At 71.4% G+C, this 18,264-nt stretch carries 20 protein-coding genes; 4 read left to right on the top strand and 16 right to left on the bottom strand.

What is annotated here, in order from left to right:
• Positions 1–123 precede the first annotated feature (123 nt).
• Positions 124–1,368 carry a DUF4032 domain-containing protein gene (locus AC1DIW_RS00360; RefSeq protein WP_442280153.1) on the top strand — a complete coding sequence of 415 codons (1,245 nt, stop codon included), beginning with the start codon at positions 124–126 and terminating at the stop codon, positions 1,366–1,368.
• A gap of 11 nt (positions 1,369–1,379) precedes the next feature.
• Here the strand turns inward: AC1DIW_RS00360 and AC1DIW_RS00355 are convergent, their stop codons facing one another.
• The 10 genes from AC1DIW_RS00355 to AC1DIW_RS00310 all read right to left on the bottom strand — a co-directional run bounded on the left by AC1DIW_RS00355 (position 1,380) and on the right by AC1DIW_RS00310 (position 10,075).
• Complete coding sequence (locus tag AC1DIW_RS00355) at positions 1,380–1,892, bottom strand: vitamin K epoxide reductase family protein (protein ID WP_442280152.1); 513 nt, start codon at positions 1,890–1,892, stop codon at positions 1,380–1,382.
• A 4-nt stretch (positions 1,893–1,896) separates the two neighbouring features.
• Positions 1,897–2,757 (bottom strand): DUF929 family protein, encoded by an 861-nt coding sequence (locus tag AC1DIW_RS00350; RefSeq protein ID WP_478106070.1) that lies wholly within the window; start codon positions 2,755–2,757, stop codon positions 1,897–1,899.
• Between the two features lie 196 nt (positions 2,758–2,953).
• Complete coding sequence (rlmB, locus tag AC1DIW_RS00345; protein WP_442280150.1) at positions 2,954–3,919, bottom strand: 23S rRNA (guanosine(2251)-2'-O)-methyltransferase RlmB; 966 nt, start codon at positions 3,917–3,919, stop codon at positions 2,954–2,956.
• 1 nt (position 3,920) lies between these two features.
• Positions 3,921–5,435 carry a cysteine--tRNA ligase gene (cysS, locus tag AC1DIW_RS00340; RefSeq protein ID WP_478106069.1) on the bottom strand — a complete coding sequence of 505 codons (1,515 nt, stop codon included), beginning with the start codon at positions 5,433–5,435 and terminating at the stop codon, positions 3,921–3,923.
• A 154-nt stretch (positions 5,436–5,589) separates the two neighbouring features.
• On the bottom strand, positions 5,590–6,240 hold the full coding sequence (locus AC1DIW_RS00335; protein WP_478106068.1) for an MBL fold metallo-hydrolase: 651 nt from the start codon (positions 6,238–6,240) through the stop codon (positions 5,590–5,592).
• A gap of 17 nt (positions 6,241–6,257) precedes the next feature.
• Positions 6,258–7,340: an S-(hydroxymethyl)mycothiol dehydrogenase gene (locus AC1DIW_RS00330; protein ID WP_478106067.1), complete on the bottom strand. Its 1,083-nt coding sequence runs from the start codon at positions 7,338–7,340 to the stop codon at positions 6,258–6,260.
• Between the two features lie 145 nt (positions 7,341–7,485).
• A complete protein-coding gene (gene ispF / locus AC1DIW_RS00325; protein ID WP_478106066.1) occupies positions 7,486–7,977 on the bottom strand; it encodes a 2-C-methyl-D-erythritol 2,4-cyclodiphosphate synthase in 492 nt (163 codons plus the stop codon).
• Entirely contained in the window at positions 7,974–8,774 is an 801-nt protein-coding gene (locus AC1DIW_RS00320; RefSeq protein WP_478106065.1) for an SDR family oxidoreductase, read from the bottom strand. The genes ispF and AC1DIW_RS00320 overlap by 4 nt, the downstream gene beginning before the upstream one ends.
• A 97-nt stretch (positions 8,775–8,871) precedes the next feature.
• Complete coding sequence (gene ispD, locus AC1DIW_RS00315; protein ID WP_478106698.1) at positions 8,872–9,543, bottom strand: 2-C-methyl-D-erythritol 4-phosphate cytidylyltransferase; 672 nt, start codon at positions 9,541–9,543, stop codon at positions 8,872–8,874.
• 49 nt (positions 9,544–9,592) lie between these two features.
• A complete protein-coding gene (locus AC1DIW_RS00310) occupies positions 9,593–10,075 on the bottom strand; it encodes a CarD family transcriptional regulator (protein ID WP_142176769.1) in 483 nt (160 codons plus the stop codon).
• Positions 10,076–10,350: 275 nt separating this feature from the next.
• Here AC1DIW_RS00310 and AC1DIW_RS00305 point away from each other — a divergent pair, with 275 nt between their 5' ends.
• The gene (locus tag AC1DIW_RS00305; protein WP_478106064.1) at positions 10,351–10,872 is read left to right on the top strand and encodes a hypothetical protein; all 522 of its coding nucleotides are present in this window, start codon (positions 10,351–10,353) and stop codon (positions 10,870–10,872) included.
• A 128-nt stretch (positions 10,873–11,000) separates the two neighbouring features.
• Here AC1DIW_RS00305 and AC1DIW_RS00300 read toward each other — a convergent pair whose 3' ends face one another.
• Both AC1DIW_RS00300 and AC1DIW_RS00295 read right to left on the bottom strand, forming a co-directional pair.
• Positions 11,001–11,684 carry a response regulator transcription factor gene (locus AC1DIW_RS00300; protein WP_478106063.1) on the bottom strand — a complete coding sequence of 228 codons (684 nt, stop codon included), beginning with the start codon at positions 11,682–11,684 and terminating at the stop codon, positions 11,001–11,003.
• 72 nt (positions 11,685–11,756) lie between these two features.
• Entirely contained in the window at positions 11,757–12,974 is a 1,218-nt protein-coding gene (locus AC1DIW_RS00295) for a sensor histidine kinase (RefSeq protein ID WP_478106062.1), read from the bottom strand.
• Between the two features lie 276 nt (positions 12,975–13,250).
• Here AC1DIW_RS00295 and phoU point away from each other — a divergent pair, with 276 nt between their 5' ends.
• Positions 13,251–13,979 (top strand): phosphate signaling complex protein PhoU, encoded by a 729-nt coding sequence (phoU, locus tag AC1DIW_RS00290; protein ID WP_442281377.1) that lies wholly within the window; start codon positions 13,251–13,253, stop codon positions 13,977–13,979.
• Between the two features lie 173 nt (positions 13,980–14,152).
• Here phoU and AC1DIW_RS00285 read toward each other — a convergent pair whose 3' ends face one another.
• Genes AC1DIW_RS00285 through mshA form a run of 3 tightly spaced genes read right to left on the bottom strand, consistent with a single transcriptional unit; the run spans position 14,153 to position 16,778 of the window.
• Positions 14,153–14,896 (bottom strand): phosphoglyceromutase, encoded by a 744-nt coding sequence (locus AC1DIW_RS00285; protein WP_478106061.1) that lies wholly within the window; start codon positions 14,894–14,896, stop codon positions 14,153–14,155.
• Positions 14,897–14,919: 23 nt separating this feature from the next.
• On the bottom strand, positions 14,920–15,462 hold the full coding sequence (locus AC1DIW_RS00280) for a YbjN domain-containing protein (RefSeq protein WP_478106060.1): 543 nt from the start codon (positions 15,460–15,462) through the stop codon (positions 14,920–14,922).
• Positions 15,459–16,778, bottom strand: coding sequence for a D-inositol-3-phosphate glycosyltransferase (gene mshA / locus AC1DIW_RS00275; RefSeq protein ID WP_478106697.1), 1,320 nt, complete (start codon positions 16,776–16,778; stop codon positions 15,459–15,461). Before mshA ends, AC1DIW_RS00280 begins: the two co-directional genes overlap by 4 nt.
• Positions 16,779–16,907: 129 nt before the next feature.
• Here mshA and AC1DIW_RS00270 point away from each other — a divergent pair, with 129 nt between their 5' ends.
• Entirely contained in the window at positions 16,908–17,708 is an 801-nt protein-coding gene (locus AC1DIW_RS00270; RefSeq protein WP_478106059.1) for a class I SAM-dependent methyltransferase, read from the top strand.
• Positions 17,709–17,785: 77 nt separating this feature from the next.
• Here AC1DIW_RS00270 and AC1DIW_RS00265 read toward each other — a convergent pair whose 3' ends face one another.
• Positions 17,786–18,232 (bottom strand): phosphomannose isomerase type II C-terminal cupin domain, encoded by a 447-nt coding sequence (locus AC1DIW_RS00265; RefSeq protein ID WP_478106058.1) that lies wholly within the window; start codon positions 18,230–18,232, stop codon positions 17,786–17,788.
• Positions 18,233–18,264 lie beyond the last annotated feature (32 nt).

The raw sequence follows: 18,264 nt of genomic DNA, 5'->3' as shown, positions 1-18,264 counted from the left end.
GCCGGCACCCCCTCCCGGGTGTCGGCCCAGCGGCATACCCGGCCCACCTCGGGACAGCTCTGCTCACGGCTCGTGCGCTGGGCGTCGATCGACGGTTGTCGGCGGGCGTGCCACGATGATCGCGTGACGCTCGAGATCACCACCGCCCGGCCGGAGTCCGCCCTGCTCGACCTGCCGTGGTCGACACCGCTCGAGGAGTGGCCCGAGGCCCACCTCGCTGCGCTCCCCCGCGGCATCTCGCGCCACGTCGTGCGCTTCGTCAAGCTCGGGCCGCGCGTGCTCGCCGTCAAGGAGATCAAGGACGACATCGCCGACCGGGAGTACGCCATGCTGCGCAGCCTGCGCCGCCTCGACGTGCCCAGCGTCGAGCCGTTCGGGGTCGTGCACGGTCGCACCGCTGCCGACGGGGAGCCGCTCGACGCCTGCCTCATCACGCGTCACCTCCAGTTCTCGCTGCCCTACCGCGCCCTCTACAGCCAGAACCTCCGGCCCGACACCGCCGTGCGCCTCATGGACGCCCTCGCCGTGCTCCTCGTGCGCCTGCACCTCGAAGGCTTCTGGTGGGGCGACGTGTCGCTGTCCAACACCCTCTTCCGCCGCGACGCAGGGGCCTTCGCGGCCTACCTCGTCGACGCCGAGACCGGTGAGCTGCACACCAGGCTGTCCGACGGCCAGCGCGAGCACGACCTCGACATCGCCCGGGTCAACATCGCCGGCGAGCTGATGGACCTCGCTGCCGGCGGCTTCCTCGAGGAGCACGCCGACCCGTTCGAGGTCTCCGCCTCGATCATCGAGCGCTACCACACGCTGTGGGACGCCCTCACCGGCACCGAGCGGTTCGAGCTCGGCGACCGCTGGCGCGTCGACGAGCGCATCCGCCGGCTCAACGAGCTCGGCTTCGACGTCGACGAGCTCTCGATCACGACCGACATCGGCGGCACCGAGATCGTCATCACCCCCAAGGTCGTCGACGCCGGCCACCACTCCCGACGCCTGCTGCGCCTCACTGGTCTCGACGTCGGCGAGAACCAGGCCCGCCGCCTGCTCAACGACCTCGACGCATATGCCGCCGCGACCGACCGTCAGGGCGACGACGAGGAGATCGTCGCGCACGACTGGCTGGCCAAGGTCTACGAGCCCGTGACCCGTGCGGTGCCGCGCGACCTCACCGGCCGACTCGAGCCGGCCGAGATCTTCCACGAGGTGCTCGAGCACCGGTGGTACATGAGCGAGCGTGCCGGACACGACACGCCCATAAAGGACGCGCTACGCGACTACGTCGCGACCGTCCTGCCGGCCAAGCCCGAGGAGAAGTCGGTGCTCGGTGTCGACACCGAGGAGATGCCGGTCATCAGCCGCTTCGACTGAGGCCAGACGGCTCAGTCCGCGAGGGGCTCCTCGGCGGGTGCCGAGAGGATCTGGCCGAAGAGGACGACGATCCACAGCAGGAACGTCACGACGTGGACCGCCGTGCACCACAGGCAGATCGCGTGGACGCGGTAGAGCTCGGCCCAGACCAGGTAGAGCACCATCCCGATCCCGACGGTCAGCCATCCGAGGCGGACCGCGTCGAGCCAGCGCTCCGGCCGACGCCACACGCGGGGCAGGGTGAGCCCCAGCGCGACGACGAAGAAGACGAGTCCGAGCAGGGCCACCGGCACACCCAGGAACGTGCTCCAGGCGCTCGTGGTCACCTTGGCGCAGTCGACGATCCCGTTGATGCTGCACGCGAGCGTCGCGTTGGCGGTGAAGTGCTCGAAGGTGAGGTATGCCGACACGGCGAGACCCGCGAGGGCGAGGACCAACGACACCGGCGCCAGCCACACCGGGCGCGCACGTCCGGCGGCCGCGGCCGTGTGGCCGGCAGCAAGGTCGTCGCGCAACGAGCTCACGAGGTCACCGCTTGAGCAGCACGGAGGCGGACTGGACGCCCTGGCTCGTGCAGACGTTGGCCGGCTTGCCCTTGGTCTGGTCGCAGATCTGGGCCGTGATCATGTTGATGGCCGGGGTGACCGTCTTGCCGATGTCGGAGGTCGGGTCCTGGATGCCGGCGATGATCTGGTCGTAGGTCTTGCCCTCGAAGGCGTTGGCGTCGACGGTCGCACCGTCCGTGGCGGTGGTCCCGCCGTAGGTGATCCACGGGATGCCGCCACCGGGGTTGAACTTCTGGAAGAGCGCGAGGTTGTCGCCCTCGAGGGTCTGCAGCGGCTTGCCGTCGCGGTCCTGGGTCTCGACGGCCTGGAAGGCCACGACGTCGCTGGTGTACTTCGCGTCCTTGAACGAGAACGTCGGGGTGTCGGGGTGCACGTCGGTGCTCGAGCTCCTCGTCTCCGTGATCCCGGAGAAGGTGCCGAAGCGCGACAGCGCGCCGATGAGCGCCCAGCGCTCCATGGCGCAGAACGGGCAGTACTCGGCGCCGATGTAGAGCACCTTGGGCTTGCCGTCCTGCGTGAGGGGCGTGCCGCCCTGGAGCTTGGCCGGAGCCTGCGCGGGCGAGGGCGCCGGCGCCTTGTCGAAGAGGGATGCCGGGAGCTTCTCGAGCGTGGCGAGGGCCGCCGCTCCCCCGCTGCCCGCCGTTGCGGTGGGCGCGTCCTTGGGTCGGTTGGAGATGACGACCCCGAGGACGACGGCGATGATGACGACGACGACCGCCACCGACGCGGCGATGACCTGCGTGCGCTGACGGTCCTTGCGCGCGGCCTCGGCGCGCAGCTGCGCCGCTCGGGCGGCCGTCTCGGCACGGGTGCTCTTCGCCACGAATACGTCCTTCGGTCCGGCTGCTCGTCGGCAGCGCTTGCGTGACGCCCCGGTGTTACTACAGGGCGTAGTCGTTCGTCAGCACTCTATCGAGCGCCACTTTGACCAGCGTGGGAGGTCCGTCCGAAGTTCCCGAGCCCCCTGCCGTTCGCCTCGCACGGTGGCCGCGCGGCCGGTGCCGGCCGGACGGCATACGTCAGCGGCGGCGCTGGCGGGCGATCTCGTAGAGGGTGACGCCCGTGGCGAGGCCGGCGTTGAGCGACTCGACGGCCGAGCTCATCGGGATCGAGACGATCTGGTCGCACGTCTCGCGCACGAGGCGCGAGAGGCCCTTGCCCTCGGAGCCGGTGACGATGACCAGCGGCTCCGTGGCGAGCGCGAGGTCGGGCAGCTCGACGTCGCCGTCCATGTCGAGGCCGAGGATGAAGAAGCCCGCCTTCTTGAACTCCTCGAGCGTGCGCGTCAGGTTGCTCGCGCGTGCCACGGGGATGCGGGCCGCGGCACCGGCCGACGTCTTCCAGGCCGACGCGGTCATGCCGACCGAGCGGCGCTCGGGCACGACGACGCCGTGGCCGCCGAACGCCGCGACGGAGCGCACGATGGCGCCGAGGTTGCGCGGGTCGGTGATGCCGTCGAGGGCGACGACGAGCGGGATGCCGGGCATCTCGGGGTCGATGAGGTCGTTCGGGTGGGCGTAGTCGTAGGGCGGCACCTGCAGCGCCAACCCCTGGTGCACGCCGCCGTCGGTGAGGCGGTCGAGCTCGCCACGTGGCGTCTCGAGGATGGCGAGGCCGCGTTCCGTGGCGAGCTTGAGCGCCTCGCGCACGCGGTCGTCGGTGTCGATGCGGGTCGCGACGTACATCGTGGCCACGGGAACGTCGGCACGCAGGGCCTCGACGACCGAGTTGCGGCCGTAGACCATCTCGCTCGAGGCCTTGCTGCGGCTCTTGGACCGGGCCTGGCCGCGGCCACCCGGACCGGACGCACCGGAGCGCTTCGCCACGACCTTGGCGCGCTTGTGGGCGGGGTGGTACTCGCGGTCCGCCGCCTTGGGCGTCGGGCCCTTGCCCTCGAGCCCGCGGCGACGCTGGCCGCCCGAGCCGACGGTCGCGCCCTTGCTGCTCTTGCGGATGGCGCCGCGCCTCTGGGAGTTGCCTGGCATGTCAGCCCTGTGCCTTCTCGGCCCCGGGGGCCGCGGTGGTGACGTCGGTGGTGAGGTCGGTGGTGTCGGTGGGGGTGCCCGCGTCGCCGCGCGGGGGACGGGCGAGCGACCACTGGGCCCCGGACGGGGTGTCGGTGATCTCGATGCCGACGGCCGTCAGGGTGTCTCGGATCTCGTCGGCGCGCTCGAAGTCGCGCTCCTGACGGGCGACCTGACGCGCGTCGAGCTGGGCCCGCACGAGCGCCTCGAGCGCGAGCTCGACGGCGGCGTCCTCGCGGCTGCCGCCCGAACCCCAGTGGGCCGCGAGCGGGTTGACGCCGAGCACGTCCGTCATGGCGATGACGGCGCCGGCGGCCTCGAGGGCTGCCTCGTCGTCGTCCTCGTCGAGCGCGCTGTTGCCGGCCCGCACCGTGTCGTGCACGACGGCGAGCGCGCCGCTGACGCCGAGGTCGTCGTCCATCGACGCGACGAACGCCGCCGGCAGGTCCGCCGCGGCCACGGGCTCGATCGCCCCGCGGCGGGCTGCCCGCTCGAGGAAGCCCTCGATGCGCTCGACGGCGCCGGCGGCCTCGTCGAGCGAGCCCTCGTGGTACTCGATCGTCGAGCGGTAGTGGGCGGCGGTGAGGTAGTAGCGCAGCACGATCGGCCGCGTCACCTCGAGGAGGTGGCGCACCTCGAGGGCATTGCCGAGGGACTTGCCCATCTTCTGGCCCTTGACCGTGACCCAGGCGTTGTGGAGCCAGTAGCGGGCGAAACCGAGACCCGCCGCGCGTGACTGCGCCTGCTCGTTCTCGTGGTGCGGGAAGCGCAGGTCGATGCCGCCGCCGTGGATGTCGAACTCGTCGCCGAGCCAGCGACGCGCCATCGCCGAGCACTCGAGGTGCCACCCCGGGCGGCCCGGACCGAACGGCGTCGGCCACGAGGCGCTCTCGGGCTCGTCGGCCTTGCGGCCCTTCCACAGCGCGAAGTCACGCGGGTCCCGCTTGCCGCGGGGGTCGGCGTCGTCGGCGTTCGCCATGTCGTCGAGCGACTGGCCGGTCAGCGAGCCGTACTCCGGCCACGAGCGCACGTCGAAGTACACGTCGCCGCTGCCGTCAGGGGCGGCATACGCGTGCCCCTTCTCGACGAGCGTCTCCATGAGCGAGACCATGTCGGGCACGTGCCCGGTCGCGCGGGGCTCGTAGGTCGCCGGCTCGACACCGAGCGCGTCCAGCGCCTGCGACGTGAGGCGCTCGTTGCGGTAGGTCAGGGCGAACCACGGCTCACCCGCCTCGGCGGCCTTGCGCAGCACCTTGTCGTCGATGTCGGTGACGTTGCGCACGAGGGTGACGTCGTAGCCGTGGCCGGTCTCTAGCCAGCGGCGCAGCACGTCGAACGCGACGGCGAAACGGATGTGGCCGATGTGCGGCGCGCCCTGCGTCGTGAGGCCACAGATGTACATGCCGACCTTGCCCGTCTCGCGCGGCGTGAAGTCGCGCAGCTCCCGGGTTGCGGTGTCGAACAGTCGTAGGCTCACCCGCCGAAGTCTATCGGCGCGTCGCCACGCACCCGACCAGCGCCGAACGGCCCCACCCCGGACACCGATCGAAAGAGCAGTTCGTCGGCCGACGAACTGCTCTTTCGATCAGGTATGCCGGGTGCCCGGCTCGCGCTGCACCCTCGCTGGGCGCTCAGTGGCCGCGGCGGACCCACTCCTCGACGTCCGGGGACTCGTCGCCGATCGTCGTCGAGTCGCCGTGGCCGGTGAGGACCACGGTCTCCGGCGGCAGCGAGAGCAGCTGTTCCGTGATGGACTCGACGATGGTCGGGAAGTCGGAGAACGACCGGCCCGTCGCTCCCGGGCCGCCCGAGAAGAGCGTGTCGCCGGTGAAGACGACGCCGAGGTCGGCGGCGTAGAAGCAGCAGGCGCCCGGCGCGTGCCCGGGGGTGTGCAGCACCGTCAGCTCGACGTCGCCCACCGGCACGACGTCGCCGTCGGCGAGGTCGCGCGTCGGGGCCAGGTCGGGGTGGGTCCGGTCCCACAGCACCCGGTCGTCCGGGTGCAGCGCCACGACTGCGTCCGGGTGGGCCTCGAGGAGCTCGGGCACGACGGTGACGTGGTCGTCGTGCGCGTGCGTCAGCAGCACGTGCGTGAGGCGCCGGTCGCCGACGAGGTCGAGGATCGGCGCAGCGTCGTGCGGGGCGTCGATGACGACGCACTCCTTGTCGTCCCCGACGACCCAGACGTTGTTCTCGACCTCCCAGGTCCCGCCGTCGAGGCTGAACGTGCCCTCGGTGGTGGTGTGCTCGATGCGGACGCCGCCGCCGGAGGCCTGGGACACGTCGGCCTCGTCGCCGCTCACAGCTCGACCACCGATCGCAGCACCTCGCCCGCGTGCATCTTCTCGAACGCGGCCTCGATGTCACCGAGGCCGATCCGCTCGCTGACGAAGGCGTCGAGGTCGAAGCGGCCCTGCTTGTAGAGCTCGACGAGCATCGGGAAGTCGCGGCTCGGGAGGCAGTCGCCGTACCAGCTCGACTTGAGCGCGCCGCCACGGCCGAAGATGTCGATCATCGGCAGCGTCACCTGCTGGTCGGGCGTGGGGACGCCGACGAGGACGACCGTGCCGGCGAGGTCGCGGGCGTAGAACGCCTGCTCGTAGGTCTCGGGGCGCCCGACCGCCTCGACGACGACGTCGGCTCCGTTGCCGCCGGTCAGGCCGCGGATCGCCTCGACCGCGTCGGTGTCCTTGCTGTTGACCGTGTGCGTCGCGCCGAAGTGCTTCGCCTGCTCGAGCTTGGCGTCGCTGACGTCGACGGCGATGATCGTCGTCGCCCCCGCCACCTGGGCGCCGGCGATCGCGGCGTTGCCGACGCCGCCGCAGCCGATGACGGCGACCGAGTCGCCACGGGTCACGCCGCCGGTGTTGACGGCCGCGCCGAAGCCGGCCATGACGCCGCAGCCGAGGAGGCCGACCGCGGCGGCGTCGGCCTCGGGGACCTTGGTGCACTGGCCGGCGGCGACGAGGGTCTTCTCGATGAAGGCGCCGATCCCGAGCGCCGGTGTCAGCTCGGTGCCGTCGGTCAGCGTCATCTTCTGCGTCGCGTTGTGGGTGTTGAAGCAGTACCACGGCTTGCCTTTGGCGCACGCGCGGCACTGGCCGCAGACGGCGCGCCAGTTGAGGATGACGAAGTCGCCGGGAGCCACGTCGGTGACCCCCTCGCCCACGGCCTCGACGTAGCCGGCCGCCTCGTGCCCGAGCAGGAACGGGTAGTCGTCGTTGATGCCGCCCTCGCGGTAGTGCAGATCGGTGTGGCACACGCCGCACGTCTCGATCTTGACGACGGCCTCGCCGGGTCCGGGGTCGGGCACGACGATGTCGACGACCTCGACGTCGGCCCCCTTGCTGCGGCTGATGACACCCTTGACGGTCTGCGGCATGACTACTCCTCGTGATCGGTGGCCGTGGTCCGGCGGTCCCGGGTCCACCCTGCCACCGCGGGCCTCGGCCCGGATGCCCCACCCCTCCCGTCGAGTGCCCACTTCCCGACGGCAGGAAACTGAGCACTCGACTTCCGGGTGGTCATCAGCTCCCGGCGGGGAAGACGAGCGACGTCGCGATGGCGGCGACGCCCTCACCACGACCGGTCAGTCCGAGGCCGTCCGTCGTCGTGCCGCTCACCGACACCGGGGCGCCCGCGGCCTCGGACAGGGCAGCCTCGGCCTCGGCGCGTCGCGTGCCGACCTTCGGTCGGTTGCCGATCACCTGGACGGCGATGTTGCCGATCTCGAAGCCGGCCTCGCGCACGAGCCGAGCCGCCTCGGCGAGCAGCGTGACTCCCGAGGCTCCCTCGAGCTCGGGACGCGACGTGCCGAAGTGCGCACCGAGGTCACCGATGCCCGCGGCCGAGAAGATCGCGTCGCAGGCGGCGTGGGCGGCGACGTCCGCGTCGGAGTGCCCGTCGAGACCGCGCTCCCCCGGCCAGAACAGCCCCGCCACCCAGAGCTCGCGGTCCGACCCGTCCGCTGCGTAGGCGTGGACGTCCACCCCGACGCCGACCAGGGGGAAGGCCGTCACCGGGCGTCCCTCCAGTCGATCGGGCCCCGGTGGAGCTTGTGCGGGGCGGCCTGGGCCACGGGCTTGATGACCATGGTGTCGATGTTGACGTGCTGCGGCAGACCGACGACGAAGCCGACGCACTCCGCGACGTCGTCGGCCACGAGCGGACGGTCGACCCCGTCGTAGACCTTGTCGGCGGCGGCCCGGTCGCCGTGCAGTCGCGTCAGCGAGAACTCTTCGGTGTGCACCATGCCGGGCCGGATGTCGACGACCCGGATGTTCTCGCCGTTGAGCTCGAGCCGCAGGGTCTCGGAGACGACGGACGTGCCGTGCTTGGCCGCGACGTAGCCGCCGCCGCCCTCGTAGACCCGCTCACCGGCGATGGAGCTGATGTCGACGATCGTCGCGCGCGCCGACCGACGCAGCAGCGGCAGCGCGGCCTGTGTGACCCGCAGCGTGCCGACGACGTTCGTCGCGTACATCCGCTCCCACTCCGCAGGGTCCCCGTCCTCGACCCGCGTCACGCCGATTGCGCCACCCGCGTTGTTGACGACGACGTCGCACCGCGCCAGTGAACCGACGCCCGTCCGCACCGACTCCGGGTCGGTGACGTCCATGACGAGCGCCCGGGCCGAGCCGCCGGACTCCTCGATGTCGGCGACGACCTCGTCGAGCTTCTCGCGGCGGCGACCGGCGACGACCACGTCGAACCCGTCGCGCGCCAGGCGCCTCGCGATGGCCGCCCCGATGCCGGTGCCGCCACCGGTGATCAGGGCCAGGGGTCGGGACTGGGCGGGGGTCGTCGCATCGGTCACGCTGCCGACAATAGGCGCTGCCGGTTCGATGTATTCGCGCGGTCCAGAGCCCGCGCGAATACATCGAACGGGGGTGGGGGCGAGGGTGCGGTGTGGGTCAGGTGGCGGTGAGGAGACGGGCGGCGGCGTCGAGGTCGTCCGGGGTGGTCACCTTGAGGGCCCGCGGATCGCCCTCGACGACGAGGACCCGCTCGCCGAGACGCTCGACGAGACCCGCGTCGTCGGTCGCCTCGCTCGAGACGGCGTGCGCCCGCTCCAGCACGTCGCGCCGGAAGCCCTGGGGCGTCTGCACCGCGCGCAGGGCCGCACGCTCGGGCGTGCTCACGACGAAGCCGTCCTCGTCGACCTGCTTGATGGTGTCGACGACGGCAGCGCCCGGCACGACCGCCACGGCTCCGGCCGCCACGGCAGCCACGACGCGGTCGAAGACGTCGACGGGCGTCAGGCACCGGGCCGCGTCGTGGACGAGGACGATCTCGACGTCGTCGCCGAGCACGCCGAGACCGGCTGCGACGGAGTCGCCTCGCTCGGCCCCGCCCACGACGACGGTCACGGGCGCGGCCGACTTGAGCTCACGGCATACGCCCTCGGCCAGGGCCTCGGCGTCACCCCGGTGGGCGGCGGGAGCCACGACGACGACCTCGGACACTGCGGCGCACGAGAGAACCCCCCGCAGGGCGTGCCCCAGCAGGGGCACCCCGGCGAGGGGCACGAACGCCTTGGGGACACCGGCCCCCAGACGCGAACCGGAGCCGCCCGCGACGACGATGACGCCGACGCGACCGGCTCCGGTCTCGTTGTTCAGGATCTCGCTCGAATCAGGAAGCGAGGACCTCGTCGAGGATGGTCTCAGCCTTCTCCTCGTTGGTCTTCTCCGCGAGCGCGAGCTCGGAGACGAGGATCTGGCGGGCCTTGGCGAGCATGCGCTTCTCGCCGGCCGACAGACCACGGTCCTGATCACGACGCCACAGGTCACGAACGACCTCGGCGACCTTGATGACGTCGCCCGACGCGAGCTTCTCGAGGTTCGCCTTGTAGCGGCGCGACCAGTTGGTCGGCTCCTCGGTGTGCGGGGTGCGCAGGACCTCGAACACCCGGTCCAGACCCTCCTGGCCCACGACGTCGCGGACACCCACGAGGTCGCAGTTCTCGGCGGGGACCTCGATCGTCAGGTCACCCTGAGCGACCTTGAGCTTCAGGTAGAGCTTGTCCTCTCCCTTGATCGTTCGTGTGTTGATCTCTTCGATCAGTGCAGCCCCGTGGTGGGGGTACACGACCGTCTCGCCGACCTTGAAAACCATCTGCTGTTTTCCCCTTTCGCGACCTCCAGAATATCACGCATCAAGGCACATCGCGATCTCAGGAACCCGCATCGTCGCAGGTCAGAGCCATAGTCGAGGAGCAGAAGCCGACAGTTGACGTCTTGACAGAACCCGTACTGGCATGCATCAGCAGCCGCACCGGTCGGCGTGACAGCAGCCTCGTCCGAGCCCGACCGGAGCCCGCCACAACGCCGTCCACGCCGCCGCGGCGGGTACCCCGGCCCCTCGGCGCGCCCGCCGGTAGGCTGTCGCCCGTGAACCGTCGAATCCACGCCCCGGCCCCCGCGCGTCGCCCGTCCACCCGCAGAGTGTCGACGGTTCTCGCCGGAGTGGCCCTCGCCCTCGCCACGACCGGGTGCCAGGTCAACTCCCCCGTCCAGACGAACGTCGCCTACCTCCCCGCCGACGGCGTCCAGGCCGACGTGGGCCACCTCGCGCTGCGTGACCTCGTGCTCGTCGGTGACGGCACCGGCACCGTCGTCGTCTCCGGGTCGGCGACCAACCTCGGCGAGCAGGACATGACGGTCCAGATCGCCGCGCAGCCCGACCCCAACGCGACGACGCCACCCTCCGGTTCCGAGGTGCAGCTGCGTCCGCACGAGCAGGTCAACCTCGCCACGAAGGGCCTGCAGCTGAGCGCCGTCACGACCAAGCCCGGGGGTCTCCAGCCGCTGGTCGTCACGTCGAGCACCGGCGGTACTGCCGTCGTCAAGGCTCCGGTGCTGACCCCGCAGAACTACTACTCCACGGTCACCCCGGCGCCCACCGGCAGCTGACCCGCGACGCCACGATGACCGGTCCACCCCGCGGGGAGGGCCGGTCATCGTTCGTTCGTGGGTGTGGTGGCCGCCGATGACGTATGCCGTGAGCGCGCCCCACGTCGTCGGCGTCGAGGCCGTTCGGCTCAGCTGGCCTCGAACTTGTAGCCGAGGCCGCGCACGGTGGCGATGTGGACCGGGTTCGCCGGGTCGGGTTCGATCTTGGCTCGAAGGCGTTTGACGTGGACGTCGAGCGTCTTCGTGTCCCCCACGTAGTCGCTGCCCCACACGCGGTCGATGAGCTGCATGCGGGTCAGGACGCGACCGGAGTTGCGGAGCAGTATCTCGAGCAGCTCGAACTCCTTGAGCGGCAGGGACACCGACCGGCCCTGCACGCTGACGGTGTGGCGCTCGACATCCATCCGCACCGGTCCCGACTCGAGCGTCGACGGGAGCAGGTCCTCCGGCTCGGCGAGACGGCGCAGCACGGCCTTGACGCGAGCGAGCAGCTCGCGGCTCGAGTAGGGCTTGGTGACGTAGTCGTCGGCGCCGATCTCGAGGCCGACGACCTTGTCGATCTCACTGTCCTTGGCGGTCAGCATGATGACCGGCACCGACGAGCGCTGACGCAGCGCGCGGCACACGTCGATGCCGGAGAGACCCGGCAGCATGAGGTCGAGCAGGACGAGGTCGGCGCCGTTCTTGTCGAACTCGGCCAGACCGTCCGGCCCGGTCTCGGCCACGGCGACGTCGTAGCCCTCCTTCTTCAGCAGGTAGGACAGCGGGTCGGAGAACGACACCTCGTCCTCGACGATGAGAATGCGGCTCAAGACGGGGCCTCTCGGGGTCGGCCAGCGTGGGGCTGGCGGGTTGCTCAGCTGGGGTCGGTCGGGCTCAGGCGCTCAGGCGCTCACGGAGGGGGCGGCGCCGGCGTCGCGCGGCAGGGCGGCATACGTGCTCGGCACGTGGGGCTCGGCGGGCTCGATCGCTCTGGGGGCGTGGGCGGCGGGCAGCTCGATGGTGAAGGTCGACCCGCGCCCGGGCTCGGACCAGACCGACACGTTGCCACCGTGGTTGTCGGCCACGTGCTTGACGATCGCGAGGCCGAGGCCGGTGCCACCGGTCGCACGCGAGCGCGCCGTGTCGACGCGGTAGAAGCGCTCGAAGATGCGTTGCTGCTCGTCGGGCGCGATGCCGAGACCCTGGTCGGTGACGGAGACGTCGATGACGCCGGCGCGGCCGCGGCGCACCATGACGCCGACGCGCGTGCCGCTGTCGGAGTAGGCGATGGCATTGCCGATGAGGTTGCTGATGGCGGTCGTCACGAGGTCGGCGTCGCCCCACAACTCGCAGCCCTCGTCGATCGCCGTGACGAGCTCGATGCGGTGCTCGTCGGCGATGAGGCGGCTGCGGTCGGCGGCGTCGCGGGCGCACGCGCCGACGTCGATGAGCGTCGGGTCCTTGACGACGTCGGCGCCCTGGAGGCGGGACAGCTCGACGATCTCCTTGACCAGACGGGTCAGCCGGTCGGACTCGACGCTGATCCGCTTGGCGAAGCGCGCGACCGCCTCGGGGTCGTCGTGCGCGTCGAGCACGGCCTCGGCGAGCAGCGAGATGCCGCCGACGGGGGTCTTCAGCTCGTGGCTGACGTTGGCGAGGAAGTCACGCCGGATCTCCTCGACGCGGGCCGCCTTGGATCGGTCCTCGACGAGCAGCAGCACGTGGTCGGCGCCGAGGGGCGCGACGCGGGCGGCCACGACGAGGCGGCCGTCCCCGAGGCCCTTCTGCAGGGTCAGCTCGGCCTCGCGGATGATCCCGTCGCGGCGCACGGCACGGGCCAGGTGGAGCAGCTCGGGGTGCACGAGCTCCTGGCCGCGCACGAGTCCCTGCGCGACGGCCGCGGGTGAGTTGTTGACGACCCGGTCCGAGGAGTCGACGAGGATGCCGCTCGAGCGCAGGACCGCAATGACCTCGCCGACGCCGGGGGGCAGCGGCGGGTCGGCGGGAACGGCCTGCTCCGCCGCCGTCGATCGGTCCGACAGTCGCACGGCGACCATCGCCACGCCGCCGAGGGCGAGGCCGGCGATGCCACCGAGCGTTGCCGCGGTTGTCGGATCCACGACACTCAGCGTACGCATCCGTCCGCGAGGCTCTGACCACACGCGCTCCGGTCACGCGGATCGCGAACCCACTGTTCACCTCGGCGTACCCACGCATTCACGCAGCCCTGCGAGCCTCTGCACCAGCGGGGACGTGACACCCCGCTCGTATGCCGTTCCGCGCGCGTCGCGGAGTGGCAGGCTGGCCCTCGTGCCATCGACCGTGACACGGGCGGCACGCGGCGAGGCGGCACGAGCACGGACGACGACGCACGACCGGCAACTGACAGGAAGACCATGCGCGACCAGTTCCACGAGGACCTCGACACGATCTCGGACCAGCTCGTCGAGCTGACCCGGCTGGCAGGATCGGCCATCTCCCGCGCCACGACCGCTCTGCTCGACGCCGACGTCCATCTCGCGGAGTCGGTCATCGAGGCCGACCGCAAGCTCGACGACATCCGCATCGAGCTCGACGAGCTGTCGATCGACCTGCTCGCGCGCCAGCAGCCTGTCGCGACCGACCTGCGCATCGTCGTCACGGCGATGCACATGAGCTCGGACCTGGAGCGGATGGGCGACCTCGCCCGGCACGTCGCCAAGGTGGCCCGGCTGCGCACGCCCGAGTCCGCGGTGCCGCCGGAGCTGCGCTCCCACATCCTCCAGATGGGCCAGGTCGCCGAGGCGATCGTCGCCAAGTGCGGGTCGATCATCGCGAGCAAGGACGTCGCCGCGGCCATCGCGCTCGAGAAGGACGACGACGCGATGGACGACCTCCACCGCGAGCTCTTCGCGGCGCTGCTCGACGAGAACACGTCGTGGTCGCGCAGCTCGATCCTCGACCTGACCCTCGTCGGCCGCTACTACGAGCGGTTCGCGGACCACGCCGTGTCCGTGGCCCGCCGCGTCGTCTACCTCGTCACGGGCGAGTACGACTCGGAGGTCAGCTTCGACCACGAGGACGACGAGGACGCCGACGTCATCGCCGAGATCGAGCGCGGCACCACCCCCACCACCCCCGTCTGATCCCCCTCCCCCTCTCCCCTCCCCCTCCCCTTCAACCGTCGAGAGGCCACGTGTGGCCGCCTCGTGACAGTCGAAAGGCCACTCCTCGCCGTGAGAAGTGGCCTTTCGACTGTGGTCAAGCGGCCACACGTGGCCTTTCGACGGGTGGGGAGCCGACGGGAACCGCGGGCGGGTCAGCGGCCCTGGTTCGCGACGGCCTCTGCCGCGGCGCGGGCGGCCTCGGGGTCGAGGTAGCGCCCACCCCGGGTCACCGGACGGAACTCATCGTCCAGCTCGTAGACGAGCGGCATACCCGTCGGGATGTTGAGGCCGGCGATGTCCTCGTCGGAGATGCCGTCGAGCGTCTTGACCAGGGCGCGGAGCGAGTTGCCGTGGGCGGCGACCATGACGGTCAGGCCGTCGGCGAGGTCGGTCTGGATCTCGTTCTCCCAGTAGGGCATGAGGCGCGCGACGACGTCCTTGAGGCACTCGGTGGCCGGCATCGCGGCGCCGAGCCCGCGGTAGCGGGGGTCGCCGTGCTGCGAGAACTCGTCGTCCGCGTCGATGGGCGGCGGCGGCACGTCGTAGGAGCGGCGCCACAGCATGAACTGCTCCTCGCCGAACTGCTCGAGGGTCTGCTTCTTGTCCTTGCCCTGCAGCGCGCCGTAGTGGCGCTCGTTGAGGCGCCAGTCGCGCTTGACCGGGATCCAGTGCCGGTCAGCCGCGTCGAGCGAGAGGTTCGCGGTCGTGATGGCCCGGCGCAGCAGGGACGTGTGCACGATGTCGGGAAGGATCCCGGCCTCCTTGAGCTGCTCGCCGGCGCTCACGCCCTCGGCGCGGCCCTTGTCGGTGAGGTCGACGTCGACCCAGCCGGTGAAGAGGTTCTTGGCGTTCCAGTCGCTTTCGCCGTGACGGACGAGGACGAGCGTGTAGGTCATGGCGCCAGCCTAGCGACGGCCGATCAGGCGTCCGACCCGTCGTCCAGCAGGTGTCGGAAGGCGTCGAGGTTGCGCGTGGACTCCCCGCGCGAGACCCGCCAGGCCCACTCCTTCCGCATCGACCCGAGGAAGCCGAGCGCGAGCAGCTCGTTGAAGACGTCGTCGCTCGCGGACAGCACGATGCCGAAGACCTGATCCAGGTGGTCGGCATCCACTGCGACGGTCGGGATCTCGCCGCGGAGGTAGACGTCGCCGTCGGTGTCGATGGCGTAGGCGAGCCCCTGCAGCCGCAGGTTCTTGCGCAGCAGGGTGCGGTAGAAGGCCTCGTGGTTCTCGTCCGGGTTGCGGATGACGAACGCGCTGACGCTTGTCGTCCGGTCACGCACGAGCACCGAGACGACGGTCTTGAGCTTCTTCTCCCCCGGCAGGGTCACGACGTACTCCCCCACGCGTCCGCCGAGCTCCCAGTCGAGACCGACCGAGCCGAGGTATGCCGTGAGGCGGGCCTCCGCCTGCGCGCGCGGTGAGTCGTCGGCCGGCGTGGTGTCCTGCAGCTCGGCGGTCACGGGATCACCGCGGTGGGGACGCCGACGAGGCTCTGGCCCTCGTCGATCGGCGACTCGTTGGTGCCGTGGGCGCGCTCTCGCATGGCCTGACGGTAGACCTCGAGGAGCCGGTCCGTGGTCGCGCCCCAACCGAACTGCGCGGCGTGGGCGACGGCCGCCGAGCCCAGCGCCAGCCGACGCGGGGTATCTCGCAGCAGCGACTCGACGGCGTCCGTCCAGTCGGCGGTGGCGTGCCCGTCGACGAGGACGCCCGCGTCACCGACCGCAGTGGGCAGGCCCCCGACGCGGGCGGCCACGACGGGGGTGCCGCATGCCTGCGCCTCGATGGCGACGAGGCCGAAGGACTCCGAGTGGCTCGGTACGACGACGAGGTCCGCGGCGCGGTACCACTGCGCGAGGACCGGACGGTCGACCGGCGGCACGAAGCGGACGACGTCGTCGATGCCGAGGAAGCGCGCCAGCTCCTCGAGCTCGTGGGGCCGCGTGAGCCCGCTGCCGCTCGGTCCGCCGAGGACGGCGACCGTCAGGCGCCGGCGTCGTCCCGGGTCGCGCTGCAGCAGCTCACCGGCGACCCGGAGCAGGACGTCGGGGGCCTTGAGCGGCTGGATCCGACCGACGAAGAGGAGCAGCTCGCCCTCGACGGGCAGACCGAGGGACCGACGCGCCTCCGCCCGGTCGCCGGGCGTGAACGTCGACAGGTCGACCCCCGGAGGGACGACGGACACCTTGGCAGGCGGGGCGGCATACAGCTCGATGAGCTCGCGGGCCTCGTCGTCGGTGTTGGCGATGAGCCGGTCGGCGGCGTCGACGACCTGGACCTCGCCGATCTCGCGGCCCCGCGGCTCGGGCGGGTCGCCCTCGGCGAGGTGGAGGTTCTTGACGCGGGCCATGGTGTGCATCGTGTGCACGAGCGCGACGCGCCACCGGTCGGCGGCGAGCCAGCCGACTTGACCCGAGAGCCAGTAGTGCGAGTGGACGAGGTCGTAGTGGTCCTCGGGGACCGAGAGCCCGGCTTGCATGATGCCGGCCGAGAAGGCACAGAGCTGGCCCGGGAGCTCCTCCTTGGCCAACCCCTCGTACGGGCCCGCGGTCACATGCCGCACCCGAACTCCGGGGACGAGGTCCGCCTCGACGGGCGTCTCACCGGTCGTGCGACGGGTGAAGATGTCGACCTCGACGCCGCGCGCCGCGAGCTCCTTCGCCGTCTCGGCGACGTAGACGTTGAGCCCGCCCGCGTCACCGGTGCCGGGCTGCTCCAGGGGCGAGGTGTGGACGCTGATCATCGCGACTCGTCGCGGCTCGACCGCCATCGGCATCCCTTCGTCCTGCAAGACCTGCTCGGCCTGCTCGTTCCTTGTCTCAACCACACCCCCCGTTCGAGGTATTCCGCCGTCGCCGGTGACCGTGGAATACCTCGAACGGGGCGCCACGCGTAGCCTGCGGACGTGCCTCCCCATCAGCGACCCGTCGGCACGGTGACTCGGGGGACGACGAACCCGAACCGTCTGCGACGGTGCGACCGGTGGATCGCGGGACCGCAGGCGTGGCGGCTCCGGCGCAGCCCCGCCTCGCCCGTCGTCGTCGACCTCGGTTACGGCGCGTCGCCCACCACCGCCGTCGAGCTGCACGACCGGCTGCGGCGGGTGCGGCCCGACGTCCGGGTCGTCGGCATCGAGATCGACCCGGCGCGGGTCGCGGCCGGCAAGCCACTGGAGCGCGACGGCCTCAGCTTCCGGCTCGGCGGCTTCGAGATCCCGCTGGAGGCGGGTGCCCGGCCCATGGTCGTGCGCGCGTTCAACGTGCTGCGCCAGTACGCCGAGGACGAGGTGCCGGCCGCCTGGGCCCTCGTGCAGGAGCGACTGGCCCCCGACGGCCTGCTCGTCGACGGGACCTGCGACGAGATCGGTCGCCGCGCGGCGTGGGTCGCGGTCGACGCCCGCGGGCCGGTCAGCCTGACGATCTCGCTGCGGATGGGCGGCCTCGATCGGCCCTCCGACGTGGCCGAGCGGCTCCCGAAGGTGCTCATCCACCGCAACGTCCCGGGCGAGCCGATCCACGCCTTCCTCGCCGACCTCGACCGGGCATGGGCTCGACACGCACCGCAGTCGTCATGGGGTGCTCGCCAGCGCTTCCTGGCCGCCCTCTCCGAGCTCCGGGAGCGCTGGCCGCTGCTCGACGGACCGTCCCGGTGGCGACTCGGCGAGCTCACCGTCGACTGGTCGGCCGTGGCTCCCCTCCAGCGCTGAACGCAGGTATGCCGCCCGGCGGGGCGGGCGGCATACCTGCCGTTCGTGCGTGGTGCGAAAGGCGCTGGTTCCCGCTGTCAGCGGGTGTAGTCGTCCTCGAGGCGCTCGATGTCGGCCTCGTCGAAGTGGCCGAAGCCGACCTCGAGCAGGCGCCCCGGGCGGCTCCCGGGGTTGCCCATGCGGTGGATCGAGTTGCGCGGCACCCAGACCGTCTCGCCCGGCTGGGCGCTCCACGTGCGGTCGCCCACCGTGACGTCGATCGGCACGTCGAGGACCTGCCACATCTCGCCGCGGTGGTCGTGGCGCTGCAGCGAGAGCCGGTGGCCGGGCTGCACGGTGATGATCTTGACGGTGACCTGCTCGTTGGAGACGAACTGCTGGAACTGCCCCCAGGGGCGCTCCGCCACGAAGATGTCCTGGGCAGGGTTGCGGTCGCTGACCTCGTAGTCGTCGGGCGAGTGCGCGGGCCCCTGGCCCGGCGCCACGGCCGAAACGGTGGCACCAGCGCGGTGCTGGTCGGTCATGGGGTCCCCCATCGTCGGTGAGAGCCCAGTGT

This window comes from Terrabacter sp. 01T434 (assembly GCF_056398545.1).
The sequence above is the reverse complement of the archived record's forward strand: the minus strand, read 5'-3'. Positions and strand labels throughout refer to the sequence as shown.